Origin of the sequence: Streptomyces sp. SID13726, from assembly GCF_010548375.1 — a bacterium.
In the GTDB taxonomy this organism is placed as follows: Bacteria; Actinomycetota; Actinomycetes; order Streptomycetales; family Streptomycetaceae; genus Streptomyces.
The window spans coordinates 651,518-677,973 of sequence record NZ_JAAGLY010000002.1 but is presented as its reverse complement, the minus strand read 5'-3'; the positions used below and the strand labels follow the sequence as shown (position 1 = coordinate 677,973).

Here is a 26,456-nt window from a genome sequence, read left to right as displayed (position 1 = left end):
ACCTCAGGCATCCCCTCGCCCCGCCCAACGGGGGAACAAGCTCGACCTCCCTCCCACCCCCCACCGGTCGTAGCGTGAAGACATGCCGCAGCGACCCGACAACCGCGCCGACATCCGCGACTTCCTCGCCCGCAGGCGGGCCCAGCTCACGCCGGAGCAGGTCGGACTGCCCACCAGTGGCAGGCGCCGTGTGCCGGGGCTGCGCCGGGAGGAGGTCGCGGTGCTCGCGGGGGTCAGTACCGAGTGGTACACGCGGCTGGAGAAGGGGCACATCGGCGGTGTCTCCGAGGATGTGCTCGACGCGGTCGCCCGTACCCTGCGGCTCAGCGAGGACGAGCGCACCTACCTCTTCGACCTCGCCAGGGCGGCCCAGCCCGGGCCCGCGCCCCGGCGGCGCCGCAAGGCCGGCACGATCCCGCCCCACGTCCAGTGGCTGCTGGACTCCATGACCCTCTCGGCGGCGTACGTCAACAACGGCCGCCTGGACATCGTCGCGGGCAACGCCCTCGCCCGAGCCCTGTTCGCCCCCATGTACGCCAGCCCCACCACGGCCCGGGACGGTCGCCCCAACTTCGCCCGGTACCACTTCCTCGACCCGGGTGCGCAGGACTTCGTCGTCGACTGGGGCAGTGCCGCCGACGTCACGGCCGCCCTGCTGCGCGCCGAGGCCGGACGGTACCCCCACGACCGGGCCCTGCGTGAACTCATCGGTGAACTGTCCACCGTCAGCGCCGAGTTCCGCATCCGCTGGGCCGCCCACGGCGTACGCGTCCACCACGGCGGCGTCAAACGCCTCCACCACCCCGAGGCCGGGCCGCTCCAGCTCACCTACCAGCCCCTCGACCTCCCCGTCTCCGCCCACGAGGCGCACTCCCTGACCATCTACACCGCCGAACCCGGCACCCCCGACGAGGACCGCCTCAAGCTCCTCGCCAGCTGGACGGCAGTGCCCCACGACCAAATGTGATCGCCTAAAACATTGTAAGCCTTGACTACATTGTTAACGGTGAATACATTGGTGATCATGGCAAAGACACCCCCCACCTCCGCATGGACCACCACCCGCATCCCCGACCAGACCGGCCGGCTCGCGGTCGTCACCGGCGCGAACACCGGACTCGGCCACGAGACCGCGCTCGCCCTCGCCGAGAAGGGCGCGCACGTCGTCATCGCGGTGCGCAACCTCGACAAGGGCCGGACCGCCGCCGCCCTCATCGCCGAGCGCGTACCGAACGCGGCGCTCTCGCTCCAGGAACTCGACCTCGGCTCCCTCGCCTCGGTGCGCACGGCCGCCAAGGAACTCGCCGACCGCCACGGTGCGATCGACCTGCTCATCAACAATGCCGGTGTGAGCCACTCCGGCAAGCAGCGAGAGCGCACCGAGGACGGCTTCGAACTGCACCTCGGCACCAACCACCTCGGCCACTTCGCCCTCACGGGGCTGCTCCTGGACCGGCTCCTGGCCGCCCCCGCCGCCCGGATCGTCACCGTGAGCAGCTCGACCCACCGCGTCCGCGGGGCGGACCACTTCGACGACCTGCCCTGGGACGACGACTACCGGGCCTTCGCCGCCTACGGCCGCTCCAAGCTGGCCAACCTCCTCTTCACCTACGCGCTGCAACGCAGGCTCGCGGGCACCGGCGCCACGGCCCTGGCCGCGCATCCGGGAGGCTCCGCCACCGAGTTGATGCGCAACACCCCGCGCCCCGTGCGGATGCTGAGCGAACTCGTCCTCCAGACCCCCGAGATGGGCGCCCTGCCGACCCTGCGCGCGGCGACCGACCCCGCCGCGCTCGGCGGCCAGTTCTACGGCCCCGACGGTCGTGGCCAGGTACGCGGCTACCCGGAACTCGTGACGTCCACCGACCGCTCCTACGACCTGGACCTCCAGCAGCGCCTCTGGAACGCCTCCGAGGAACTCACCGGAGTCCGGTACCCCGCGGTGTGAGGGCGGCCCACAAGGCCGGTCCCGCGCGGTCGGCCCACCAAGCCGGAACCACAGGGCCGAGCCCACACAGTCGGTCCCACCCCGTTCACGCTGCGAAATGCGGATCGGCCCCGCTCACCCGACACTTTGAGCACCCGGGGGGCCGACCGTGAGGAGTGCCGTTCCGTGGCTTCGCTGCTCTACCGTCTGGGTCGCCTCGCCTTCCGCCGACGCTGGTACGTGACGCTCTTGTGGGTCGCCGTACTCGCCGCCCTCGGCTTCGCCTCCGCGAAGGCCCCGGAGGCACCGAACAGCACCTTCTCCGCACCGGGCATCGAGGCGCAGCGCGCCTTCGACCTGATGGAGCAACGCTTCCCGGGTGCCACCGCCGACGGCGCGACCGCCCGCATGGTGTTCGTCGCCCCCGCCGGGCAGAAGGTCACCTCGTCCGCGAACCGGGCGGCCATCGACAAGGCCGTGGCCCAGGCGGCCGACGGTCAGCAGGTCGCCTCCGCCGTGGGCCCCTTCCAGGCGCAGGCGGTGAGCAAGGACGGCTCGACGGCGTACGCGACCGTCACCTACACGGTCGCCGCCGACGACCTCACCGACGCCGCCAAGGCCACCCTGCGCGACGCGGCCGGGTCCGCCCGCGACGCCGGGCTGACCGTCGAGATGGGCGGCACCGCGCTGGCCACCACCCCCGGAGCGGGCGGCGCCGGTGAGGTGATCGGCATCCTGGTCGCCGCCGTCGTCCTGCTCATCACCTTCGGCTCGATGGCCGCGGCCGGGCTGCCGCTGCTGACCGCGGTGCTCGGCGTCGGCATCAGCATGACCGCGATCACCGCCCTGGCCAGTGCGTTCGGGCTGTCCTCGACGACCGGCACGCTGGCCACGATGCTCGGCCTCGCCTGCGGTATCGACTACGCCCTGTTCGTCGTCTCCCGCTACCGCGAGGAACGGGCCAACGGCCACGAGGCCGAGACGGCGGCCGGACTCGCCGTCGGCACGGCGGGCTCGGCGGTGGTCTTCGCGGGGCTGACCGTCGTCATCGCGCTCGCCGGGCTCTCCGTGGTCGGCATCCCCATGCTCACCAAGATGGGCCTGTGCGCGGCCGGCGCGGTCGTCGTCGCCGTCCTGGTGTGCCTGACGATGGTCCCGGCCCTCGTCGGCTTCTGGCCGCGCGCCGTGCTCTCCCGCCGCTACCGCCTGACCGGACGGCGCGTGCAGGGCGTGCTCGGCAACCGGGGCAGCCGCTGGGCCGAGTTCGTGCAGCGCCACCCCTTCCCGGTGCGGTTCACCGCGATGGTCACCCTGATCGTGCTCGCCATCCCCGTGCTCAGCCTCCAGCTCGGCATGCCGGGCGACGAGGCCAAGTCCACCGCCACGACCGAACGCCGGGCCTACGACGATCTCGCCGAGGGCTTCGGACCCGGCTTCAACGGCCCGCTCACCGTGGTCGTCGACGCGCGAGGCGCCGACGACCCCAAGGCCGCCGTCGCGACCGTCGAGAAGAAGGTCGGCGCCACCCCCGGTGTCGTCTCGGTCAGCGCGCCCCGCTTCAACCAGGCGGGCGACACCGCGGTCTTCTCCGCCGTACCCCAGTGGGCCCCCACCGACAAGAAGACCGAGGACCTCGTCCACACGATCCGCGACGAACGCGACGCGACCGTGGCCGGCACCGGCGCCACCTTCGAGGTCACCGGCACCACCGCGCTGAACATCGACGTCGCCCAGAAGGTCCAGCAGGCCCTGATCCCGTATCTGATCGTCGTGGTCGGACTCGCGATCGTCCTGCTGCTCATGGTCTTCCGGTCGATCTTCATCCCGCTCAAGGCGGCCATGGGCTTCCTGCTCTCGGTGCTCGCCGCCCTCGGCTGCGTGGTCGCGGTCTTCCAGTGGGGCTGGGGCGCCTCGCTCATCGGCGTCGAGACCACCGGCCCGATCATGAGCATGATGCCGATCTTCCTGGTCGGCATCGTCTTCGGTCTCGCCATGGACTACGAGGTCTTCCTCGTCTCCCGCATCCGCGAGGCGTACGTCCACGGGCAGGGCGCGGGCGAGTCCATCACCACCGGATTCCGCTACAGCGCCCGGGTCGTGGCCGCCGCCGCGGCCATCATGATCGCGGTGTTCGCGGGCTTCGTCACCGCCGACGAGTCGATGATCAAGATGATCGGCTTCGGCCTCGCGATCGCCGTCCTCTTCGACGCGTTCGTGGTCCGCATGGCCTTCGTCCCCGGTGTGCTCGCCCTGCTCGGCGACAAGGTGGCCTGGCTGCCGAAGTGGCTGGACCGGATCCTGCCGCACCTCGACGTGGAGGGGGAGGCCCTCAGCCGTGCCCACCCCGCCCCCACCCCCGCGCCCCAGCCCGGCGACGGACAGCAGGACCGCGAGACCCCGGTCGGCGTTCCGTAGGGACGTCAGCGGTCGGCGGCCCGGGTGATCGTCGCCGCCACGGCGGCCAGCTCCTCCGCCGTGCGCGGACCGGTCCCGGAGTCCGCCAACAGCCCCTGGGAGTCCAGGAGTCGGGCCGCCGCCACGCCCCACGGCAACCGCAGCCCGGCCTCCCGGAGCAGCTCCGTGCGGGCCAGCGTCGTCGCGGCCGGACCCGTGTGCACGCCCGCCGGGGTGAGCAGGGCCGCGTCGTCGGCCCAGCGCAGGGCGAGGTCCACGTCGTGGGTGGCCATCACCACGGTGGTGCCGCTCTCCCGGAGCCGGTCCAGGGTGGCCAGCAGGCGCTCCTGGCCGTCCGGGTCGAGCCCCGCCGTCGGCTCGTCGAGGATCAGCACCCGCGGCCGCATCGCCACGGCCCCCGCGATCGCGGTCCGCTTGCGCTGGCCGTAGGAGAGCAGATGGGTCGGCCGGTCGGCGAGCGCGCCGATGTCGAGCGCGTCCAGCGCCTCGCCGACCCGGGCACGGACCTCCGGGTCGGACAGCCCGAGGTTCAGCGGCCCGAACGACACGTCCTGCGCCACCGACGCCGCGAACAGCTGGTCGTCCGGGTCCTGCACCACCAGCTGCACGGTCGTCCGCAACCGGGTCAGCCCCTTGCGGTCGTACGACACCGGCTGCCCCTCGGCCTCCAACCGGCCCCCGCGCGGCCGCAGTCCACCGCTCAGCAGCCGCATCAGCGTGGTCTTCCCACTGCCGTTGCGGCCGAGCAGGGCCAGCGCCCGCCCCTCGCGCACCTCGAAGTCGAGGCCGTCGAGCACGACGGGCCCCTCCTCGTAGGCGAAGGACACGCCCCGCAGGGCGACCAGGGCGACGGTCATGACAGCGGCCTTTCCAGTACGAGGGTCAGGGCGGCCAGCGTCACCAGCAGCGCCATGCTCGCCGCCGTGAAGCGGGCGGAGACGCGGGCCTCGGGCACCAGAACCCGCAGCGTGCCGTCGTAGCCCCGCCCGGCGAGCCCCGCCTGGAGACGGGCCGCCCGGTCGAAGGCACGCACGAACGCGGTGGCCCCGAGCCCGCCGAGCGAACGCCAGGCAGCCGCGCGCGTGGTGTGCCCGAGCCGTGCCGCCTGCGCCTCCCGGATCCGGCGGACCGAGTCCAGCAGCAGAAAGCTCATCCGGTACGTCACGAGGGCGACGTCGACGACCGGCGCGGGCACGCCCGCCCGCACGAGCCGGGGGAGGAGGTCGGACATGGGCGTGGTGAAGGCGAACAGCAGCACACCGAGCGAGGCCGCCGAGGTGCGCAGCAGCAACTCCCCGGCCCTGAGCGGACCTTCGGGGGCCGCGGACACGAAGCCGTCCGGGCCGCCGACCTGCACGAGCAGCGTGACCGCGCCGGTCACGCAGAAACCCAGCGGCACCCGGTAGGCGCGCCACAGCTTCCGCGCGGGCACCCCGGCCGGGCCCAGCAGCAGGGCGAGGGCGGCCACCAGGACCAGTGCCGCGCCCGGCCAGGGCGGCAGGGAGATCGCGAGCACGGTGAGGCCGAGCCCGAGCACGGCCTTGTCCACGGGGTGACGGCGGCGCCAGCGACTGCTGTGCGCCGCCGCGTCGATCGGCAGCACGCCGGCTCAGGCCCGTTCGGTGACGGACTCGTCCGGCGCGTCCAGCCCCGCCCGCGCCCGTTCCTCGCCCTGGCGTCGTCCGCGGTGCAGACCGAAGTAGTAGGCGAGCACACCCGCGCCGAGGGCCGCCTGGAGAGCGAACAGGGCGGACTCGATCTCACCCGAGGGCGGCTCGTACAGGGGCGAGAACCACGGCTCGTAGTCCGGCTCGATCTCGGTGATGGCGGTCTCCGCCTCGGCGTCGGCACCCGTGAAGGGCTCCTCCTTGTGGTCACCGAGCCCCAGGGCCAGCGGCAGCACGGCGAGCGCCGCCACGACGAACAGCAGCAGTGCGTTGATCTTCGCGTTGCGGCTCATCGGGCCACCGCCTCCGTCTCGCTCGCGCTCTTCTTCGCACCGGACAACAGCACGCCGAGGCGCGTCAGTTCACCCTTGCTGGACTGCACGAGCAGCCGCATCACCAGCACCGTCAGCAGGCCCTCGCTCACCGCCAGCGGGATCTGCGTGACGGCGAAGATGGAGCCGAACTTGCCCAGCGCGCCCAGGAATCCGCTGCCCGGGTCGGGAAAGGCGAGCGCCAGCTGCACACTGGTGACGCAGTACGTGGACAGGTCGGCGACGAACGCGCCGAAGAACACCGCGACCATCAGCGGCACGTCGAACCGCCGCAGCAGCCGGTACACCGCGTACCCGGCCCAGGGCCCCACGATCGCCATCGAGAAGACGTTCGCGCCGAGCGTGGTCAGTCCGCCGTGGGCCAGCAGCAGCGCCTGGAAGAGCAGTGTGATGGTGCCGAGCACCGCCATGATCGGCGGACGGAACAGGATGGCGCCCAGTCCGGTGCCGGTCGGATGTGAGCAACTCCCTGTCACCGAGGGGAGTTTGAGCGCCGACAGGACGAAGGTGAAGGCGCCGGAGGCACCGAGGAGCAGGGTGCTCTCGGGGTGCTCGCGCACTTCACGGGTGAGCGACCGGACTCCGTGGACGACGAACGGCGCCGACGCGACGCCCCAGGCGACCGCGTGCGCCGGAGGAAGGAAACCCTCGGCTATGTGCATGGCTCAGCAGACCCTCTCCAGCACCTCGTGGATGGTTGACGCGCCTTGGCCGGTCTCCTGGCTCACGGGTACCACCGCCCGTGCTCCGCCTTCCCGGGTCTGGAGGACCCAGTGGCTGCCCCTGAGGGCCGGAGCCGGACTTCCCGATCACAGTGGCGAGGGCCGCACCGGCATCACACCGGATTTCCCGTTCACCAAGGCGTGGTGACAGTAATGCCCGCATCAAGGGAGTGGCAAGCACAGGCCAAGACCGCCCCGGGTGCGGCACACCGCAGGGGCCCCGGCAGTGCCCACCCGACCGAAGACGCCCAGGCCACCGCCCCGTAAAGTGCGTCTCCGTTGACCGTCCGAGCCCCGAGGTATCGCGCAGTGACCCCCGCACGCCCCGACCCGCCCGCCACCGTGACCGTCGTCGGGATCGGCGCCGACGGCTGGCCGGGCGTCCCGGAAGACTCCCGCGCCGCACTCCTCGACGCGGAGGTCCTCCTCGGCGGCCCCCGCCAACTGGACCTGCTCCCGCCCGAGTGCACGGGGGAGCGGATCGCCTGGCCCTCACCCCTGCGGCCCGCGGTCCCCGGCCTGCTCGCCGCGCACACCGGCCGCCGGATCGCCGTCCTGGCCAGCGGCGACCCCATGTTCTACGGCATCGGACGCGCCCTGACCGAGGTCGCGGGCGCCGAGGCCGTGCGCGTGCTGCCCCATCCGTCGTCCGTGTCGTACGCCTGTGCCCGGCTCGGCTGGCCGCTGGAGGACGTCGAGGTCGTCACCCTCGTCGGCCGTCCCACCGCCCGGCTCGCCGCCGCCCTGCACGAGGGCCGCCGCCTCCTGGTGCTCAGCGCCGACGCCGCCACCCCGGGCGAGGTCGCCGCCCTGCTCAGGGACCGCGGGTTCGGCCCGAGCCGGATGCGGGTCCTGGAACAGCTCGGTGGCGCGAGGGAACGTACGACCGCCCCGGCCACCGCCGACGACTGGCGCGAGGAGTCCGGCGACCCGCTCAACCTCGTCGCCGTCGAGTGCCGTCGCGCCCCCGGCACCTCGCGCCTCGGCGCGGTACCGGGACTGCCCGACGAGGCGTACGAGCACGACGGCCAGCTCACCAAGCGCCACGTCCGGGCCGCCACGCTCGGTGTGCTGGCCCCCGCCCCCGGTGAACTCCTGTGGGACATCGGCGGCGGGTCCGGCTCGATCGCGATCGAGTGGATGCGCACCCACCCCTCCTGCCGGGCGGTCACCGTCGAGCGGGACCCGGTCCGCGCCGAGCGCATCGGCCGCAACGCCGACCGGCTCGGCGTGCCGACACTTCAAGTCGTCACGGGCCAGGCCCCCGCCGTACTGGCCGAACTCCCGCCGCCCGACGCCGTGTTCATCGGCGGCGGCCTCACCGCGCCCGGCCTCCTCGACGCCTGCTGGGCGGCGCTGCCCGCAGGCGGACGGCTCGTGGCCAACACCGTGACGCTGGAGTCGGAGGCACTGCTCGCCGACGCCCGTCGGCGCTTCGGCGGTGAGCTGGTCAGGCTCGCGGTGGCGCACGCCGTGCCGGTCGGCGCCTTCACCGGGTGGCGGCAGGCGATGCCGGTCACGCAGTGGGCCGTACAGAAGAACCCCGAACCAGGAGCTGACAGATGACCGTGTACTTCATCGGAGCCGGCCCCGGCGCCGCCGACCTGATCACGGTGCGCGGCGCCCGTACCCTCGCCGCCTGCGGGGTCTGCCTGTACGCGGGCAGCCTGGTGCCGCGCGAACTGCTCGCCGAATGCCCGCCGGACGCCCGGCTGGTGGACACCGCGCAGCTCGACCTGGACGAGATCACCGCCGAGCTGGTCCGCGCGCACGAGGAGGGACACGACGTGGCGCGGCTGCACTCGGGCGACCCGTCGGTGTTCAGCGCGGTCGCCGAGCAGATGCGGCGCCTCGACGCGGCCGGGGTGCCGTACGAGGTGGTGCCCGGCGTGCCCGCGTTCGCCGCCGCCGCGGCCTCCCTGAAGCGGGAGCTGACCGTCCCGACCGTCGGCCAGACCGTCATCCTCACCCGTATCGCCAACCGGGCCACCGCCATGCCGGACGGCGAGGACCTGGCCACCCTCGGCCGAAGCGGCGCGCTGATCGTGCTGCACCTCGCCGCCAAGTACGTGGACCGCGTGGTCGACGAGCTGCTCCCGCACTACGGCGCCGACTGCCCCACGGCCGTGGTCGCCTACGCCTCCCGGCCCGAGGAGCTGATCATCCGGGGCACGCTCGACGAGATCGCCGCGAAGGTGAAGGAGGCCGGGGTGCTGCGCACGGCCGTGATCATGGTCGGGCGCACGCTCGGCGCCGAGCAGTTCCGGGACAGCCACCTCTACTCGCCGGACCGGGAGCGCCATGTCTGCTGAGCAGACCATGCGAATGCGGGACGCCGCCGAGGCGGTCCTCCCGCCGGACGCCCTGGTCCACCCGCGGGGCGTCGCCCCCGACGCGGTCCGCCCCGGGGCGGGGACGGCCCGGGCGTGACCGGGCGGGCTCCGAGCCCCCGGTCAGGCCACCGCGCTGCGGCCCACGATCGTCCCCGCCCGGTCGATGCAGATCACGTCCACCGCGACGGGCGCGCCCCGCAGCACCGCCAGGGCCTCGTCGCGGGCGGCGACGGCCACCAGGTCGCCGAGCGGGACCCCGGCCGCCGCGCACAGCTGGAGGGCGGCCAGCCCCGTGTTGGCCTCCGCGACCTCGCCGGCCAGGGCCGCGTCCGCACCGCCCCGGCGGGCCAGTCCGGCGAGGAAGCCCTTGTCGACCTGGGAGCGGGCGGAGTGCAGGTCCAGATGGCCGGCGGCCAGCTTGGAGAGCTTGGCGAAGCCGCCGCAGATCGTCAGCCGGTCCACCGGATGGCGGCGGACGTACTTCAGGACCGCGCCCGCGAAGTCGCCCATGTCGAGCAGCGCGTCCTCGGGCAGCCCGTACGCGGCGACGACCGTCTTCTCCGAGGTCGAGCCCGTGCAGCCGGCCACATGGGTGCGCCCCGCCGCCCGGGCCACGTCCACCCCGCGCCGGATGGAGTCGATCCACGCCGAGCAGGAGTACGGCACCACGATCCCCGTGGTCCCCAGGATGGACAGCCCGCCGAGGATACCGAGACGCGGATTCCAGGTGGAGCGGGCGATCTCCTCGCCGTGGTCCACGGAGACGGTGATCTCGACGTCACCCGTGCCGCCGTGCCGCGCGGCGACCTCGGCGACGTGGTCCCGCATCATCTGACGGGGCACCGGGTTGACGGCCGGTTCGCCGACCGGCAGGGGCAGTCCGGGCCGGGTGACCGTGCCCACCCCGGGCCCCGCCCTGAAGACCACCCCGGCCCCGGCGGGCAGTCGCCGTACCGTGGCGCGGACCAGCGCGCCGTGGGTGACGTCCGGGTCGTCGCCCGCGTCCTTCACGATCCCGGCCATGGCGTGTCCGTCCATCAGCTCCTCGGCCGCCAGGGCGAACGCCGGTGTCTGCCCCTTGGGCAGGGTGATCGTCACCGGGTCGGGGAAATCACCGGTCAGCAGCGCGGTGTACGCGGCCGTCGTCGCCGCGGTCGCGCAGGCGCCGGTGGTCCAGCCGGGCCGTAGACCGGTGTGCTTCAGCTGGGCGCCGCGACCGCCCTTGGGCTCATTCATGAAGGGAACCGAACTCTCGTGCACGTACTGATCCTGGGCGGCACCACCGAGGCCCGCCGCCTCGCCGAGCTGCTGGCGGCCGGAAGTGGCCTCAGGGTGACGAACTCCCTGGCCGGCCGGGTGGCCGCACCCCGGCTGCCGCCCGGCGAGGTGCGCGTGGGCGGATTCGGCGGGGCCGAGGGCCTCGCGCGGTGGCTGCGCGAGCACGAGGTGGACGCGCTCATCGACGCCACGCACCCTTTCGCCGGGACCATCAGTTTCAACGCGGCGCTGGCCGCCGCCACCGCCCATGTTCCCCTGCTCGCGCTCCGGCGGCCCGGCTGGGTCCCCGTGCCGGGTGACGACTGGCACGAGACCGGCTCCCTGGAGCAGGCGGCGCTGCTGCTGCCCGGGCTCGGCGGACGGGTGTTCCTGACCACCGGGCGCATGGGCCTGGCCGCCTTCGCGGACCTGACCGACCTGTGGTTCCTCGTACGGTCCGTGGACGCGCCGGAGCCGCCCGTCCCGCCCCGGACGGAGGTGCTGCTCGACCGCGGCCCCTTCACGCTGGAGGGGGAGCGGGAGCTGCTGCGCCGGCACCGGATCGACGTCGTCGTGACGAAGGACAGCGGGGGAGCGGCCACCGCGCCGAAACTGACCGCGGCCCGCGAGGCCGGGCTGCCCGTGGTCGTGGTGCGCAGGCCGCCGGTGCCCGAGGGGGTACGGGTCGTCGAGGGCCCCGAACAGGCGCGGGAGTGGCTGGTCAGCACTTTCCCGGACGCTGGCTGAAACCTGACCCGAGCTTTGCCGCGGACCAGTGTTACCTGCAACCTATGTGCAGCAAGCTGGTGCGTGTGGCTGAGAAGATCCCCTCCCCGACCTGGCACCGCGTGCGCACCTCCATGACCCGCAAGGAGTGGACGAGCCTCGCCGGCATGGCCGCGTTCATCCTCGCCCTGCACGTCATCGGCTGGTTCACCCTGGTCGCGATCGTCGCACCCGAGCACTACGACCTCGGCACCAAGACGTTCGGCATCGGCATCGGGGTCACCGCGTACACCCTCGGCATGCGGCACGCCTTCGACGCCGACCACATCGCGGCGATCGACAACACCACCCGCAAGCTGATGAACGACGGCCAGCGCCCGCTCTCGGTGGGTTTCTGGTTCTCCCTCGGCCACTCCAGCATCGTCTTCGCGCTGGCCTTCCTGCTCTCCCTCGGCGTCAAGGCGCTCGCGGACCCGGTCCAGAACGACGACTCCGGGCTGCACGACGTCACGGGCTGGATCGGCACCACCGTCTCCGGCACCTTCCTCTACGTCATCGCGATCATCAACATCGTGATCCTGGCCGGCATCTGGAAGGTCTTCCGGCAGATGCGCACCGGCCACTTCGACGAGGCCGCGCTTGAGGAGCAGCTCGACAAGCGCGGCTTCATGAACCGCCTCCTCGGCCGCGTCATGAAGTCGATCACCAAGCCCTGGCAGATGTACCCGCTGGGCCTGCTGTTCGGCCTCGGCTTCGACACCGCCACCGAGATCGCGCTGCTCGTCCTCGCCGGCTCCGGCGCCGCCTCCGGACTGCCCTGGTACGCGATTCTCTGCCTGCCGGTCCTGTTCGCGGCCGGCATGTCGCTGCTGGACACGATCGACGGCTCGTTCATGAACTTCGCCTACGGCTGGGCCTTCTCCAAGCCGGTCCGCAAGGTCTACTACAACCTCACCATCACCGGCCTGTCCGTCGCCGTCGCCCTCCTCATCGGCACGGTCGAACTCCTGGGCCTGATCGCCGACAAGGCGAACCTGCACGGCCCCTTCTGGGACTGGGTCTCCGGCCTCGACCTCAACATCGTCGGATACGTCATCGTCGGCCTGTTCTTCGCCACCTGGGTCGTCGCCCTGCTGGTGTGGAAGGTCGGCCGCATCGAGGAGAAGTGGACCGCGGGCCTGGCCCAGGGAGCCGTCCCCGCCGAACAGGGCGCCGAATAGCGCCGCGAGGCCGAGGGAACCGGCACGGAAGGCGGCGGCGTCCCCCGGGGCACAGGACCGACAGCGGACGCCCAGGAGTGTGCGATGACCGGCACGGCCACCCGTCACCTCTACCTCGCCCGGCACGGCGAGGCGACGCAGGACCAGAGCGGGCTCTCGGACAACGGCCGCCGGCAGGCCGCCCTGCTCGGACAGCGCCTGCGGGGCGTCCCGCTCACGGCCGTCCACCACAGCCCGCTGCCCCGTGCCCGGCAGACCGCGCGGCTGGTCGCCGACCAGCTCGGGAACGTACCCCTGCGTCAGGAGGCGGCGGCCGGCGACTACGTCCCCCACTTCCCGGCGCGGGCCGAACTCCCCGCCGACTCCGCGGACTTCTTCCTCCGCTTCCTCGCCGACGTCACCGACGAGGAACGCGCACAAGGACCCGTACTGGCCCGCCGCGCGCAGGAGCTGTTCACCGGACCCGTGGCCGGCACCGAGGACCGCCACGAACTGGTCGTCACCCACAACTTCCTGGTCGCCTGGCTGGTCCGGGACGCCCTGCTCGCGCCGGAGTGGCGCTGGCTCGGCCTGAACCACGCCAACGCCGCCCTCACCGTCATCCGGTACGCGCCCGGCCGCCCCGCCACCCTCGTCGTCAGCAACGACATGCGGCATCTGCCGGCCGACCTGCGCTGGACCGGCTTCCCCGCCGGACAGCACGTGTGAGGGACGCGACCGCTACACGCCCGGCTCCGGATAGCGGCGAGGCGTCCAGACGATCTCCTCGCCGTTCCCGCGCCGCACGGTCCGAGTCTGCGAGGAACCCACCAGCAGGATCGTGCGCATGTCGACCTCGGCCGGGTCCAGGTCGGCCAGCCGTACGATCCGCACCCGCTCGTCGGAGCCGCCGACGTCCCGCGCGACCACGACCGGGGTGTCCGGCGCCCGGTGCTCCAGAAGCAGCTCACGCGCCTTGCCGACCTGCCAAGTGCGGCTGCGGGAGCCGGGGTTGTACAGGGCGAGCACCAGGTCGGCCGCGGCCGCCGCGTGCAGCCGCTCGGCGATGACCCCCCAGGGCTTGAGCCGGTCGGAGAGGGAGATCGTGGCGTAGTCGTGCCCGAGCGGGGCGCCCGCGCGCGCGGCGGCCGCGTTGGCGGCGGTCACCCCCGGCAGCACCCGCACCGGGATGTCGGCGTACTCCTGCTCCGAGGCGGCCTCCAGGACGGCCGTGGCCATCGCGAAGACCCCCGGGTCGCCCCCGGAGACGACGGCCACCCGCCGCCCCCGCCGGGCGAGCTGGAGCGCGAACTCGGCGCGCTCGGCCTCCACCCGGTTGTCCGAGCCGTGCCGCAGCTGACCGGGACGGACCGGCACCCGGTCCAGGTAGGTGGTGTAGCCGACCAGATCGTCGGCGGCGGCCAGCGCGCCCCGCGTCTCGGGCGTCAGCCACAGCGGCCCGGCCGGACCGGTACCGACCACGACGACCTCGCCCAGCTCCCGTACGGGAGGCTCGGCGTCGACCTGGCTCGGCAGCACGGCCACCGCGAAGTACGGCACCGACTCCGGTGTCACGTCGGCGAGTTCGGCCAGCCGCTCACCGCTCATGGTGGCCCGCTCGACGTACCGGGCCTCGGCGAGCCGCCCCGAACTCTCCAGCGCACCGCGGACCTTGGTGAAGGTGCGGCCCAGCTTCATCACCACGGCCGCGTCGGTGGCGGCGAGCCGGGCGGCCAGCTCCTCCTCGGGCAGCGTGCCCGGCAGGATCGTCAGCACCTCCTCGCCCTCCGCGAGCGGGGTGCCCAGGCGGGCCGCGGCGGCGGACACGGAGGTGACACCGGGGATGACCTCGGTGTCGTAGCGGTCGGCGAGCCGCTTGTGCATGTGCATGTAGGAGCCGTAGAAGAGCGGGTCGCCCTCGGCGAGGACGGCGACCGTACGGCCCGCGTCGAGGTGCGCGGCGAGCCGCTCCGCCGCCTCGGCGTAGAAGTCGTCGATGGCGCCCCGGTAGCCGCCGGGGTGATCGGTGGTCTCGGTGGTGACCGGGTAGACCAGCGGCTCCTCGATGTGCCGTTCCGTGAGGTGCCTCGCCGCGATCGACCGCGCGATGGACCTGCCGTGCCGGGCACTGTGATACGCGATCACATCGGCCTCGGCGATCACCTCGACGGCCCGGACGGTCATCAGGGACGGGTCGCCGGGGCCCAGCCCGACGCCGTACAGCTTCCCGCTCACTCTTCCTCGCTCGCGATCGCGTTGAGCGCGGCGGCGGCGATGGCGCTGCCCCCGCGACGGCCACGGATGATCAGATGCTCAAGGCCGGACGGATGTGCGGCGAGCGCGTCCTTCGACTCGGCGGCGCCCACGAAGCCCACCGGAACGCCGATGACGGCGGCCGGCCGGGGCGCGCCCTCCTCGATCATCTCCAGGAGGCGGAACAGCGCGGTCGGTGCGTTCCCGACGGCCACCACCGCGCCCTCCAGCCGGTCCCGCCACAGCTCCAGCGCGGCGGCGCTGCGCGTGGTGCCCAGCTTCGCCGCCAGGTCGGGGACGGCCGGGTCGGAGAGCGTGCACAGCACGTCGTTGTCGGCGGGCAGCCGCTTGCGGGTCACTCCGCTGGCCACCATCCGGACGTCCGTGAGGATCGGCGCGCCGGAGCGCAGGGCCTCGCGGGCTCGGGCCACCACGGCGGGCGTGTAGGACAGGTCCCGCACGAGGTCCACCATCCCGCAGGCGTGGATCATCCGGACCGCGACCTGGCCGACGTCGGCGGGCAGCCCCGCGAGGTCCGCCTCCGCGCGGATGGTGGCAAAGGACTGGCGGTAGATCGCCGCGCCGTCCTTCTCGTACTCGAACACCGTGCTCCTACTGGTCATGCGTGCGGGCCGCCGCCAGTGCGGCGGCGAGCTGAAGGGGGTTGTCGGTCGTGGTCGTGGCGTCCTCCCGGCCGCCGCGGACCACGGAGATCCGGTAGCCGCCGCCGTCCCGGGCGACGACGTCGACATGGTCACCGCGCGGCCGGCCGCAGCGCCGCTCGCAGCCGGACCAGTACGCGGGCAGCCCGCCGCCCGTGGTGAGCGAGCCGGCCGCGTCCGTACGGATGTCCGCCCGCGACTTGGCGCAGCCGGGCCGCCCGATGCAGGCGCCGACACCGAGCCAGGCGGAGCCCGGGTCGGTGACCAGCCCCGAGGATTCCAGTGCGGGGAGCCGGTCGGCCGGCACTGTGGGAATGATCACTCCGCGCCACGGGGTCAGACGCAGCTCACCGGAGGCGGCCGCCGTCACCGCGGCCCACTGGACGGCGGTCAGACGGCCCAGCGGGGCGAGGACCGACAGGCTTGTCGTGCCGTCGGGTCCGGTGACGGGCCCCGGGGACGGCTGCCCGCCCGCCAGGGACCAGACCGGCGAGGCCTGCACGGCCCCCGACCGTCGTACGACCTCGCCCAGCAACTCATCTGCGGGGCAGGGGAGTTCGGCCACCCGCCAGACCTGGCCGCCGCTCGCCTCCAGGAACACCTCCGCGGCCAGCAGCACGGCCCGGGGCGCGTCCTCGGCGCTCACGACGGCGACGGCGTCCGAGGCGCCGATCCGCAGCCACGCGGTCCCGTCCGGCGCGGCCCGCAGCGTCACGTCCGCGCCGAGCCCCGCCACGTCACCGCGCCCGTCGTCGAGCGCGAACAGGAACCGCCCGGACAGCCGGGCCGCCGCCTCGCTCGCACAGACCAGCTCGTCCAACGCCCGCAGCCACGGCCGTACGTCGGCCAGGCCCCGGCCGTCGAGGCCGGACAGCGGAGAGGCCACGACATTGCGCACCCGCTCGTGGCGCCACGAGGGCAGCAGCCCGGCCGACTCCAGCCGGGCGGCCAGGTCCGCGCCGCAGCCGGGCCGCAGACCGCGCAGCTGGACATTGCCCCGCGAGGTCAAGTGCAGCTCGCCGTCGCCCAGTTCACCGGCCGCCGCCCCCAGCTCCCGGGCCTGGCCGACGCTCAGCACACCCCCGGGTATCCGGATCCGCGCGAGCGCGCCGTCGTCCGCCGTGTGCAGCCGCAGCGCGCCCGGGCAGGCGTCGGCGCGGTCCCGGGGGACGGCTGTGGCCTGGGACGACGGACGGCGGGACGGCGTGGACATGGCGGCGAGCATACCCACCGTCCCCCGGGGCTGTATGGCCTGCCCTCTTCCCCCGCCCCTTACTATGCTCCTCGGTGGATCATCCGGTCCGCCGACGCCACGACGGCGACAGGGGAGGAAGCCGGTGCGACTCCGGCGCGGTCCCGCCACTGTGAGCCCGTCCCGCGAGGGCCGGGCGAGTCAGGAACTCCCGCCGTCCGACACCGCCCGGGGCGCGGACACCCCGAGGAAGGCCGACGCCGCATGATCCTCCTGCTGTCGACGTCCGACACCGACCTGCTCAGCGCCCGCGCGGCCACCGGCCCGGTCCCGTACCGGTTCGCCAACCCCGCCCGGCTCCCGCTCGACGACCTGCCCGCACTCCTCGACGGCGCCGACCTCGTCGTCGTACGCCTCCTCGGCGGGCTGCGCGCCTGGCAGGACGGTCTCGACCTGCTGCGCGCCGACGGCCGCCCGGTCGTCGTCCTCACCGGCGAACAGGCCCCGGACGCCCAGCTGATGGCCGCCTCCACGGTCCCCGTCGGCATCGCCGCCGAGGCCCACGCCTATCTCGCCCACGGCGGCCCCGCCAACCTGGAGCAGCTCGCCCGCTTCCTGTCCGACACCGTCCTGCTCACCGGCCACGGCTTCGAGCCGCCCGCGCCCGCGCCGAGCTGGGGCCCGCTGGAGCGCGAGTCCCGGGCCGCGGACGGTCCGACGGTCGCCGTGCTCTACTACCGCGCCCACCACATGAGCGGCAACACCGCCTTCGTGGGCGCCCTGTGCGACGCGATCGAGGACGCGGGCGCCCGCGCGCTCCCGCTGTACGTCGCCTCGCTGCGGGCCCCCGAGCCCGAGCTGATCGAGGCGCTCGGGGCCGCCGATGCCGTCGTCACCACCGTCCTCGCCGCGGGCGGCACCAGGCCTGCCGAGGCCTCCGCGGGCGGCGACGACGAGTCCTGGGACGCCGGCGCGCTGACCGGCCTTGACGTACCGATCCTCCAGGCGCTGTGCCTGACCGGCTCGCGCGCCGACTGGGAGGACAGCGACGAGGGCGTCTCCCCGCTGGACGCGGCCAGCCAGATCGCCGTCCCCGAGTTCGACGGCCGTCTGATCACCGTGCCGTTCTCCTTCAAGGAGATCGACGCCGACGGCCTGCCCGCCTACGTCGCCGACCCCGAGCGCGCGGCCCGCGTCGCCGGGATCGCCGTACGCCACGCACGGCTTCGGCACATCCCGGCCGCCGAGAAGCGGGTGGCCCTCGTGCTGTCCGCCTACCCGACCAAGCACTCCCGGATCGGCAACGCGGTCGGCCTGGACACCCCCGCCAGCGCGGTCGCCCTGCTGCGGCGCCTGCGCGAGGAGGGCTACGACTTCTCCGGCGCCGACGTGCCCGGGCTGGTCTCCGGGGACGGCGACGAGCTGATCCGCGCGCTCATCGAGGCCGGAGGGCACGACCAGGACTGGCTCACCGAGGAGCAGCTGGCCCGCAACCCGGTGCGCATCCCGGCCGCGGACTACCGGCGCTGGTTCGCCACGCTCCCCGAGCGGCTGCGCACGGCCGTCGAGGAGCACTGGGGTCCCGCGCCCGGCGAGATGTTCGTCGACCGCAGCCGCAACCCCGAGGGCGACATCGTGCTCGCCGCCCTCCGCTTCGGGAACCTGCTGATCCTCATCCAGCCCCCGCGCGGCTTCGGCGAGAACCCGATCGCGATCTACCACGACCCCGATCTCCCGCCCTCCCACCACTACCTGGCCGCCTACCGCTGGATCGCGGCCCGCGCCGAGGACGGCGGCTTCGGCGCCGACGCGATGATCCACCTCGGCAAGCACGGCAACCTCGAGTGGCTGCCCGGCAAGAACTCCGGCCTCTCCGCCGCCTGCGGCCCCGACGCCGCCCTCGGCGACCTGCCGCTGATCTACCCCTTCCTCGTCAACGACCCCGGCGAGGGCACCCAGGCCAAGCGCCGCGTCCACGCCACCCTCGTCGACCACCTCGTCCCGCCGATGGCCCGCGCCGACTCCTACGGCGACATCGCGCGCCTGGAGCAACTCCTCGACGAGTACGCCCAGATCTCCTCGATGGACCCGGCGAAGCTCCCCGCGATCCGCGCCCAGATCTGGACGCTCATCCAGGCCGCCAAGCTCGACCACGACCTCGGCATGGCCGACCGGCCCGACGACGACGGCTTCGACGACTTCCTGCTGCACGTCGACGGCTGGCTCTGCGAGGTCAAGGACGCCCAGATCCGCGACGGCCTGCACGTCCTGGGCAACCCGCCCGCCGGGGGCGACCGCGTCAACCTCGTCCTCGCCATCCTGCGCGCCCGCCAGATCTGGGGTGGCACCACCTCGCTGCCCGGTCTGCGCGAGGCCCTCGGCCTGGACGAGTCCGCCGCGACCCGTACGACGGCCGACGCGGCGGAGGAACAGGCCCGCGCCCTGGTGCAGTCGATGGAGGACGCGGACTGGGACCCGGCCGCCGTTCCCTCGTCGCACGGCGAACAGGTCGCCGCCGTCCTGGAGTTCGCGGCCCGCGAGGTCGTGCCGCGGCTGTCGGCCACCACGGCCGAACTCGACCACACCGTGCACGCGCTGGCCGGCGGCTTCGTCCCGGCCGGCCCCTCGGGCTCCCCGCTGCGCGGACTGGTCAACGTCCTGCCGACCGGCCGCAACTTCTACTCCGTCGACCCCAAGGCCGTACCGTCGCGGCTCGCCTGGGAGACCGGCCAGGCGCTCGCCGACTCGCTGGTCGAGCGCTACCGCACCGACAACGGCGAATGGCCCACCTCCGTCGGCCTCTCGCTGTGGGGCACGAGCGCCATGCGCACCGCGGGCGACGACGTGGCCGAAGCCCTCGCCCTGCTCGGCGTCCGCCCCGTCTGGGACGACGCCTCCCGCCGGGTGACCGGCCTGGAGGCCATCTCCCAGGAGGAGTTGGGCCGCCCGCGCATCGACGTCACCCTGCGCATCTCCGGCTTCTTCCGGGACGCCTTCCCGCACACCATCGGCCTGCTTGACGACGCCGTACGCCTGGCCGCCTCCCTGGACGAACCGGCCGCGGTGAACCACGTGCGCGCCCACGTCCAGGCCGACCTCGCCGCCCACGGCGACGAACGCCGGGCCACCACCCGCATCTTCGGCTCCCGCCCCGGCACCTACGGCGCCGGACTGCTCCAGCTCATCGACTCCCGCGACTGGCGCACCGACGCCGACCTCGCCGAGGTCTACACGGTGTGGGGCGGCTACGCCTACGGCCGCGAACTCGACGGGCGCCCGGCGCGCGACGAGATGGAGACGGCGTACAAGCGGATCGCGGTGGCCGCGAAGAACACCGACACCCGCGAGCACGACATCGCCGACTCGGACGACTACTTCCAGTACCACGGCGGCATGGTGGCCACCGTCCGCGCCCTGCGCGGCACCGCCCCCGAGGCGTACATCGGCGACTCCACCCGCCCCGAGACGGTCCGCACCCGCACCCTCGTGGAGGAGACCTCCCGGGTCTTCCGGGCCCGGGTCGTCAACCCCAAGTGGATCGAGGCGATGCGCCGCCACGGCTACAAGGGGGCCTTCGAACTCGCCGCCACCGTGGACTACTTGTTCGGCTACGACGCGACGACCGGCGTGGTCGCCGACTGGATGTACGACAAGCTCACCGAGACGTACGTCCTGGACCCCGTCAACCGCGAGTTCCTCCAGGAGGCCAACCCCTGGGCTCTGCACGGCATCGCCGAGCGGCTGCTGGAGGCGGAGTCGCGCGGGATGTGGGAGAAGCCGGACCCGGCGGTGCTGGACGCGCTGCGGCAGGTGTACCTGGAGACCGAGGGCGACCTGGAGGGCGGCGACTGACGTGACGAGGGCTCCCTCGGGCGCACGGCCCGCGGGAGCCCTGGTGTCAGTCCGCTCGGCCCCCGAACGCCCGCAGGATCTCCTCGGCGGCCAGCGTCGCCGTCAACTCGCCGTTCCTGACCCGCTGTTCGAGGCCGGGAGCGAGGGCGCGGACGGCCGGGTCCGCGTGCAGCCGGCCGAGGAGTTCGTCGCGGACCATCGTCCACGTCCAGTCGACCTGCTGGTCGCGGCGCTTGGCGGCGAGGCGGCCCGTGGAGTCGAGCAGCGCGCGGTGCTGTTCGAGGCGCTCCCAGACGGTGTCCAGGCCCGCCGACTCGCGGGCGCTGCAACTGAGCACCGGCGGGGTCCAGGCGGCGTCCTTGCCGTGCATCAGACGCAGCGCGCCCGTCAACTCCCGTGCGGCGGCCCGGGCATCACGCTCGTGCGGCCCGTCCGCCTTGTTGACGGCGATCACGTCCGCCAGCTCCAGGACACCCTTCTTGATGCCCTGCAACTGGTCACCGGTGCGGGCCAGGGTGAGCAGCAGGAAGGAGTCGACCATGTTGGCGACCGCGGTCTCCGACTGGCCCACGCCGACCGTCTCGACGAGCACGACGTCGTAGCCCGCCGCCTCCATCACCACGATCGACTCCCGGGTCGCCTTGGCCACCCCGCCGAGCGTGCCCGCGGTGGGGGAGGGCCGTACGAAGGCGTCCGGGTCGACGGCCAGGCGCTCCATCCGGGTCTTGTCGCCCAGGATCGAGCCGCCGGTACGCGTGGAGGACGGGTCCACCGCGAGGACGGCCACCCGGTGCCCCAGCGAGGTCAGCATGGTGCCGAACGCGTCGATGAACGTCGACTTGCCCACGCCCGGCACACCGCTGACCCCGATCCGCCGCGCCCGGCCGCTGTGCGGGAGCAGCTCGGTGAGCAACTCCTGCGCCAGCGACCGGTGCCGGGGATGCGTCGACTCGACGAGCGTGATGGCGCGGGCCACGATCGCCCGCTTGCCGTCGAGCACGCCCTTCACATACGCGTCGAGATCGATCACTGCCCGTGCCCGAGGTCGGCCGACAGACGCTCCACCAGGTCGTACGCCGCGTCCGGGATCACCGTCCCCGGCGGGAACACCGCCGCCGCGCCCATCTCCAGGAGCGTCGGCACGTCCTGCGGCGGGATCACCCCGCCCACCACGATCATGATGTCCTCCCGGCCCTCCTCGGCCAGCGCCTCGCGCAGCGCCGGTACGAGGGTGAGGTGACCGGCGGCCAGGGACGAGACGCCGACGATGTGCACGTCCGCCTCCACGGCCTGGCGGGCCACCTCGCCCGGGGTCTGGAACAGCGGGCCGACGTCGACGTCGAAGCCGAGGTCGGCGAAGGCGGTGGCGATCACCTTCTGGCCGCGGTCGTGGCCGTCCTGGCCCATCTTGGCGACCAGGATGCGCGGCCTGCGGCCCTCGGCCTCCTCGAAGCCGTCGACCAGGGCGCGGGTGCGGTCCACGGACGGGGACTCTCCTGCTTCGTTGCGGTACACGCCGGAGATCGTACGGATCTGGCTCGCGTGCCGGCCGTACACCTTCTCCAGGGCGTCGGAGATCTCACCGACGGTCGCCTTCGCGCGGGCCGCGTGCACGGCCAGCTCCAGGAGGTTGCCGTCGCCGTCGGCCGCCCGGGTCAGCGCGTCCAGCGCGTCCCGGCAGGCCGTCTCGTCCCGCTCCTCGCGCAGCCGCCGCAGCTTCTCGATCTGCTGGGCGCGCACGGAGGAGTTGTCGACCTTGAGGACCTCGATCGCCTCGTCGCTCTCCACCCGGTACTTGTTGACGCCGATGACCGGCTGGCGCCCCGAGTCGATGCGCGCCTGGGTGCGGGCCGCCGCCTCCTCGATGCGCAGCTTGGGGATGCCGGCGTCGATCGCCTTCGCCATGCCGCCCGCCGCCTCCACCTCCTGGATGTGCTGCCAGGCCTTGCGGGCGAGGTCGTACGTCAGCCGCTCGACGTACGCGCTGCCGCCCCACGGGTCGATGACCCGGGTGGTGCCCGACTCCTGCTGGATCAGCAGCTGGGTGTTGCGGGCGATGCGCGCCGAGAAGTCGGTGGGCAGCGCCAGCGCCTCGTCGAGGGCGTTGGTGTGCAGCGACTGCGTGTGGCCCTGGGTCGCCGCCATCGCCTCGACACAGGTGCGCGTGACGTTGTTGAACACGTCCTGCGCGGTCAGCGACCAGCCAGAGGTCTGCGAATGGGTGCGCAGGGAGAGGGACTTGGCGTTCTGCGGGTCGAACTGCTTGACCAGCTTCGCCCACAGCAGGCGCGCCGCCCGCAGCTTGGCGACCTCCATGAAGAAGTTCATGCCGATCGCCCAGAAGAACGACAGCCGGGGCGCGAACGCGTCCACGTCCAGACCCGCCTCCCGGCCCGCACGGATGTACTCCACACCGTCCGCGAGCGTGTACGCCAGCTCCAGGTCGGCCGTCGCACCCGCCTCTTGGATGTGGTAGCCCGAGATGGAGATCGAGTTGTAGCGGGGCATCCGCTGCGAGGTGTACGCGAAGATGTCGGAGATGATCCGCATCGACGGCTTCGGCGGATAGATGTACGTGTTGCGGACCATGAACTCCTTGAGGATGTCGTTCTGGATGGTCCCGGCCAACTTCTCGGGCGGCACGCCCTGTTCCTCCGCCGCCACGATGTACAGCGCCAGCACCGGCAGCACGGCGCCGTTCATCGTCATCGACACCGTCATCCTGTCGAGGGGAATCCCGTCGAACAGCTGCCGCATGTCGTAGATCGAGTCGATCGCCACGCCCGCCATGCCGACGTCACCGGTCACCCGCGGATGGTCGCTGTCGTAGCCGCGGTGCGTGGGCAGGTCGAAGGCGACCGACAGGCCCTTCTGGCCGGCCGCGAGGTTGCGCCGGTAGAAGGCGTTGGACTCCTCGGCGGTGGAGAAGCCCGCGTACTGGCGGATCGTCCAGGGCTGGTTGACGTACATCGTCGGATACGGGCCGCGAAGGTACGGCGCCACGCCCGGGTACGTCTCCAGGAAGTCCAGGCCCTCCAGGTCGGCGCCGGTGTACAGCGGCTTGACCTCGATGCCCTCGGGCGTCTCCCAGACGGGCTCCGTCTCCTGGGTGGCGTCCTTCACGGCGGTGCGCCACTCGTCGGCGCCGCCGTCGACGGTCGGGGTCCCCAGCTCGATGCCGGTGAAGTCGGGGATTCCCATCAGGACACTCCCATGCGGTCGAGGGTGGCGGTGAGCACGGAGACGGCGTCGCAGCCGGCGAAGACGTAGGAGTCCACCCCGGAGTACTGCCCGGGCCGGCCGGCGAGGAACACATGCCGTGCCCCCGCCGCCCGGAGGGTCCCTGCGACGTCGTCGGCCTGCTCCTCGTACAGCGCGTCGCTGGAGCAGAGGCAGACCTCGGTGGCGCCGCTCTCCTCGAAGCCGCCCTCGCTGACCGGCTCGACACCGCCGGCCTGGAAGAGGTTGGCGGCGAAGGTCAGGCGCGCGGTGTGGGCGGCGGCGGGGCCGATCGCCGCCAGGAAGACACGCGGGCGGGACCCGGTGGCCGCGAGGTGGGCGTCGGAGCGGGCGCGCAGCTCCTCGTACGCCTCGTCGCGGTGCACGCGCGGCAGGCCGCCCTGCTCGGGTGCCGGTGCGGGGGAGCGCTCCACCGGCTTCTCGCCGAGGTGCGGGAACTCGCTGACGCCGGTGATGGGTTCGCGCCGCGTGGCGAGCTTCTTGGAACGCGCCGCCCACGTCGTGGCCAGGTCGGTGCGGAGCCGGCCGGAGCGCAGGACGGCCGCCTGGCCGCCGTCGCGCTCGATCGTCCGGAAGAACCGCCAGGCGGCCTCGGCGAGTTCGTCGGTCAGCCGCTCCACGTACCAGGAGCCGCCCGCCGGGTCGATCACCCGGGACAGGTGCGACTCCTCGACCAGGATCGTCGAGGTGTTGCGGGCGATACGCCGGGCGAACGCGTCCGGCAGGCCGAGCGTGTGGTCGAAGGGCAGCACGGTGACGGCGTCGGCGCCGCCGACCCCGGCGGCCAGCGTGGCGATCGTCGCCCGCAGCATGTTCACCCACGGATCGCGACGGGTCATCATCACCGTCGAGGTCACCGCGTGCTGCACCTGAGCCCCCGCGCCCGGCGCCCCGCACACCTCGGCCACCCGCGCCCAAAGACGCCTGGCCGCCCGCAGCTTGGCGATCGTCAGGAACTGGTCGGCCGTCGCCGCGTACCGGAACTCCAGCTGGGCGCAGGCCTGTTCGACACTCAGGCCCGCCTCGGTCAGCTCCCGCAGATAGGCGACACCGGTCGCGAGGGAGGAGCCCAGCTCCTGCGCCGCCGAACCGCCGGCCTCGTGGTACGGCAGCGCGTCCACGGTCAGGGTCCGCAGGCCCGGGTACGACTCGGCGCAGCGCAGGGCGAGTTCGGCGACCGGCGCGAACTCCGACTCCCGCCCGGTGCGGGCCTCGTGGCCCAGCGGGTCGGCGCCGAGACTGCCGCGCGCCGCGTCCCGGGCGACTCCGCGCTCCTCGTGCAGCCGCAGCAACTCCTGTGCGGCGGGCCCGACTTCGGCGCCCGCGTCGAGCGCTACGGGCGCCAGGTCGAGATAGACCCCTTCCAGGACCCGGTCGAGCGACGGCACCGGAATGCCGCCCGCGCCCGTGACCAGCCAGAGCGAGGTGACGCCGTTCTCCAGGTCGGCCAGCACGGTCGCGTTGTCGGCGACCTGGTGCTGCTGCCGTACGTCCCAGCCGCCCGTGGTGTTGCCCACGGCGCGGCTCGCGCGGACGAAGGGGGCGAAGCCGGGGAGGCCGGGGTCGGGCGCGGCGTCGTGCGCGGTGTACAGGGGGCGGGTGCGCAGCCCGTCCTCGAGCGCGGTGGACAGGGCGTCCTCAGCTGCCGCGCCGGAGACTTCCTTGCCCGACTTCCGCAGGACGCCGGCCACCAGGCCGTGCCACTGTTCGAGAGTCGCGTCAGGGAACTCGGCGGCCAACGAGAGCCCGTCGTCAGGCAGGACCGTCATGCTCGGATGCTAGGGCAGATCGACAAAGGCGCAGCAGAGGGCACGGATGTGACCTTGCCCTCCATGCCGATGTGACGGCGGTCTCCTACCCTTGACCTGCGTAAACGGCGATAATTGCGGCTGTGGTGGATGCGCCCGCCGGGGTCTTAGGGGGCTGTGTGGGGGAGGTTCCAGGGGCGGAGTTTCTCGGGGTTCAGGACGATCCAGACCCGGCTGACGCGGCGGTCGGCGACGTCGACGGAGATGACGGCGGCGACCTGATCGTCGTAGCGCACGACGAATCCCGTGCGCCCGTTGACGGAGTGCGGGGCGAGAACGGTCCGGGGGCGGTGGGCCAAAAGGGTGAGCAGGCCGCGGGCGACCCTACCGCCGCCGTGGACGGGCCGGGTCGGCGCCCGTAGTCTGCCGCCGCCGTCGAAGAACGCGATGGCGTCCGGGGCCAGCAGCGCGGTCAGCCGCTCGGCGTCCTCGGTGAGACAGGCCCGGCCGAAGGCGTGGGCGAGCGGCTCGTGCTCCTCCGGGGTGGCGGGTCCGCGGTGCCTGCGGTCGGAGAAGCCGGACTCCGCGTCCGGCTCGCCGTCGCGGGCCGCGGCACCGGGGACCAGACAGAGCGCGACCGCGGTCCGCGTCAGCCACTCGCGCGCCGCCGGCATCCGACGCCGTCCCGCCTCCGGCAGCGCGCACCACCGCCGGTAGACCTCGTCGACGACCTGCTCCGCCGCCACCGCGTCGCCCAGCAGCCGGCCCGCGACCCCGGCCAGGTATCGGCGCTCCTCCAACAGCTCGGCGAGCGGCAGCACTTCGGCGTCGTCCATGCCGGGCCTCCCTCCCGTGCCTCGCGTGCGGTGCTCGTCCGGTCGGGGAGCACCGGGCGTTCTGGCGAAGCACCTGGAAAGAGGGCTCCTCAAGA

General features: G+C 73.3%; 22 protein-coding genes and 2 riboswitches. Of the genes, 10 read left to right on the top strand and 12 right to left on the bottom strand.

The features are described 5' to 3' along the window. Nucleotides 1–82 precede the first annotated feature (82 nt). The 3 genes from G3I78_RS06950 to G3I78_RS06940 all read left to right on the top strand — a co-directional run bounded on the left by G3I78_RS06950 (nt 83) and on the right by G3I78_RS06940 (nt 4,342). The gene (locus tag G3I78_RS06950) at nt 83–967 is read left to right on the top strand and encodes a helix-turn-helix transcriptional regulator (protein ID WP_164421896.1); all 885 of its coding nucleotides are present in this window, start codon (nt 83–85) and stop codon (nt 965–967) included. Between the two features lie 57 nt (nt 968–1,024). Further along, the gene (locus G3I78_RS06945) at nt 1,025–1,948 is read left to right on the top strand and encodes an oxidoreductase (protein WP_164421895.1); all 924 of its coding nucleotides are present in this window, start codon (nt 1,025–1,027) and stop codon (nt 1,946–1,948) included. A 165-nt stretch (nt 1,949–2,113) separates the two neighbouring features. After that, entirely contained in the window at nt 2,114–4,342 is a 2,229-nt protein-coding gene (locus tag G3I78_RS06940; RefSeq protein ID WP_164421894.1) for an MMPL family transporter, read from the top strand. 5 nt (nt 4,343–4,347) lie between these two features. Here G3I78_RS06940 and G3I78_RS06935 read toward each other — a convergent pair whose 3' ends face one another. The 4 genes from G3I78_RS06935 to G3I78_RS06920 are packed head-to-tail and all read right to left on the bottom strand — an operon-like array spanning nt 4,348 to nt 7,003. Continuing rightward, complete coding sequence (locus G3I78_RS06935) at nt 4,348–5,199, bottom strand: ATP-binding cassette domain-containing protein (protein ID WP_164421893.1); 852 nt, start codon at nt 5,197–5,199, stop codon at nt 4,348–4,350. After that, entirely contained in the window at nt 5,196–5,945 is a 750-nt protein-coding gene (gene cbiQ / locus G3I78_RS06930; RefSeq protein ID WP_164421892.1) for a cobalt ECF transporter T component CbiQ, read from the bottom strand. Before cbiQ ends, G3I78_RS06935 begins: the two co-directional genes overlap by 4 nt. Nucleotides 5,946–5,951: 6 nt before the next feature. After that, nucleotides 5,952–6,302 carry an energy-coupling factor ABC transporter substrate-binding protein gene (locus G3I78_RS06925; protein WP_164421891.1) on the bottom strand — a complete coding sequence of 117 codons (351 nt, stop codon included), beginning with the start codon at nt 6,300–6,302 and terminating at the stop codon, nt 5,952–5,954. Then, the gene (locus G3I78_RS06920) at nt 6,299–7,003 is read right to left on the bottom strand and encodes an energy-coupling factor ABC transporter permease (protein WP_164421890.1); all 705 of its coding nucleotides are present in this window, start codon (nt 7,001–7,003) and stop codon (nt 6,299–6,301) included. The genes G3I78_RS06925 and G3I78_RS06920 overlap by 4 nt, the downstream gene beginning before the upstream one ends. 29 nt (nt 7,004–7,032) lie before the next feature. Continuing rightward, a riboswitch (cobalamin riboswitch) is annotated at nt 7,033–7,217 on the bottom strand. Nucleotides 7,218–7,372: 155 nt separating this feature from the next. Between G3I78_RS06920 and cbiE the strand changes: the two genes are divergently transcribed. From cbiE to G3I78_RS52780, 3 genes are read left to right on the top strand one after another with little or no spacing between them, the layout of a single operon-like run. Further along, a complete protein-coding gene (cbiE, locus tag G3I78_RS06915; RefSeq protein ID WP_164421889.1) occupies nt 7,373–8,629 on the top strand; it encodes a precorrin-6y C5,15-methyltransferase (decarboxylating) subunit CbiE in 1,257 nt (418 codons plus the stop codon). Continuing rightward, nucleotides 8,626–9,375, top strand: coding sequence for a precorrin-4 C(11)-methyltransferase (gene cobM, locus G3I78_RS06910; RefSeq protein WP_164421888.1), 750 nt, complete (start codon nt 8,626–8,628; stop codon nt 9,373–9,375). Before cbiE ends, cobM begins: the two co-directional genes overlap by 4 nt. Then, nucleotides 9,365–9,493 (top strand): hypothetical protein, encoded by a 129-nt coding sequence (locus tag G3I78_RS52780; RefSeq protein ID WP_275424787.1) that lies wholly within the window; start codon nt 9,365–9,367, stop codon nt 9,491–9,493. The genes cobM and G3I78_RS52780 overlap by 11 nt, the downstream gene beginning before the upstream one ends. A gap of 23 nt (nt 9,494–9,516) precedes the next feature. On the opposite strand, the gene G3I78_RS06905 is transcribed toward G3I78_RS52780, so the two are convergent. Next, nucleotides 9,517–10,632: a cobalt-precorrin-5B (C(1))-methyltransferase gene (locus G3I78_RS06905; protein ID WP_164421887.1), complete on the bottom strand. Its 1,116-nt coding sequence runs from the start codon at nt 10,630–10,632 to the stop codon at nt 9,517–9,519. A gap of 18 nt (nt 10,633–10,650) precedes the next feature. Here G3I78_RS06905 and G3I78_RS06900 point away from each other — a divergent pair, with 18 nt between their 5' ends. From G3I78_RS06900 to G3I78_RS06890, 3 genes are all read left to right on the top strand, one after another. Continuing rightward, entirely contained in the window at nt 10,651–11,400 is a 750-nt protein-coding gene (locus tag G3I78_RS06900; protein ID WP_164421886.1) for a cobalt-precorrin-6A reductase, read from the top strand. 113 nt (nt 11,401–11,513) lie between these two features. Further along, nucleotides 11,514–12,599, top strand: a complete 1,086-nt coding sequence (locus tag G3I78_RS06895) for a HoxN/HupN/NixA family nickel/cobalt transporter (protein ID WP_164422130.1) — start codon at nt 11,514–11,516, stop codon at nt 12,597–12,599. 84 nt (nt 12,600–12,683) lie between these two features. Beyond that, nucleotides 12,684–13,307, top strand: a complete 624-nt coding sequence (locus tag G3I78_RS06890) for a histidine phosphatase family protein (protein ID WP_164421885.1) — start codon at nt 12,684–12,686, stop codon at nt 13,305–13,307. 12 nt (nt 13,308–13,319) lie between these two features. On the opposite strand, the gene G3I78_RS06885 is transcribed toward G3I78_RS06890, so the two are convergent. The 3 genes from G3I78_RS06885 to G3I78_RS06875 are packed head-to-tail and all read right to left on the bottom strand — an operon-like array spanning nt 13,320 to nt 16,706. Beyond that, nucleotides 13,320–14,813, bottom strand: a complete 1,494-nt coding sequence (locus tag G3I78_RS06885; RefSeq protein ID WP_164421884.1) for a precorrin-2 C(20)-methyltransferase — start codon at nt 14,811–14,813, stop codon at nt 13,320–13,322. Beyond that, complete coding sequence (locus tag G3I78_RS06880; RefSeq protein WP_164421883.1) at nt 14,810–15,454, bottom strand: precorrin-8X methylmutase; 645 nt, start codon at nt 15,452–15,454, stop codon at nt 14,810–14,812. The genes G3I78_RS06885 and G3I78_RS06880 overlap by 4 nt, the downstream gene beginning before the upstream one ends. After that, a complete protein-coding gene (locus tag G3I78_RS06875) occupies nt 15,444–16,706 on the bottom strand; it encodes a nitrite/sulfite reductase (protein ID WP_239157642.1) in 1,263 nt (420 codons plus the stop codon). The genes G3I78_RS06880 and G3I78_RS06875 overlap by 11 nt, the downstream gene beginning before the upstream one ends. 114 nt (nt 16,707–16,820) lie before the next feature. Then, nucleotides 16,821–16,896: riboswitch (cobalamin riboswitch) on the top strand. 53 nt (nt 16,897–16,949) lie between these two features. Between G3I78_RS06875 and cobN the strand changes: the two genes are divergently transcribed. Continuing rightward, entirely contained in the window at nt 16,950–20,537 is a 3,588-nt protein-coding gene (cobN, locus tag G3I78_RS06870; RefSeq protein WP_164421881.1) for a cobaltochelatase subunit CobN, read from the top strand. Between the two features lie 46 nt (nt 20,538–20,583). Here cobN and meaB read toward each other — a convergent pair whose 3' ends face one another. The 4 genes from meaB to G3I78_RS06850 all read right to left on the bottom strand — a co-directional run bounded on the left by meaB (nt 20,584) and on the right by G3I78_RS06850 (nt 26,361). Next, complete coding sequence (gene meaB / locus G3I78_RS06865; protein WP_164421880.1) at nt 20,584–21,567, bottom strand: methylmalonyl Co-A mutase-associated GTPase MeaB; 984 nt, start codon at nt 21,565–21,567, stop codon at nt 20,584–20,586. Next, complete coding sequence (gene scpA, locus G3I78_RS06860) at nt 21,564–23,738, bottom strand: methylmalonyl-CoA mutase (protein ID WP_164421879.1); 2,175 nt, start codon at nt 23,736–23,738, stop codon at nt 21,564–21,566. The genes meaB and scpA overlap by 4 nt, the downstream gene beginning before the upstream one ends. After that, a complete protein-coding gene (locus tag G3I78_RS06855; RefSeq protein WP_164421878.1) occupies nt 23,738–25,546 on the bottom strand; it encodes a methylmalonyl-CoA mutase family protein in 1,809 nt (602 codons plus the stop codon). The genes scpA and G3I78_RS06855 overlap by 1 nt, the downstream gene beginning before the upstream one ends. 146 nt (nt 25,547–25,692) lie before the next feature. Beyond that, nucleotides 25,693–26,361, bottom strand: coding sequence for an RNA polymerase subunit sigma (locus G3I78_RS06850; protein ID WP_164421877.1), 669 nt, complete (start codon nt 26,359–26,361; stop codon nt 25,693–25,695). Between the last annotated feature and the right edge of the window lie 95 nt (nt 26,362–26,456).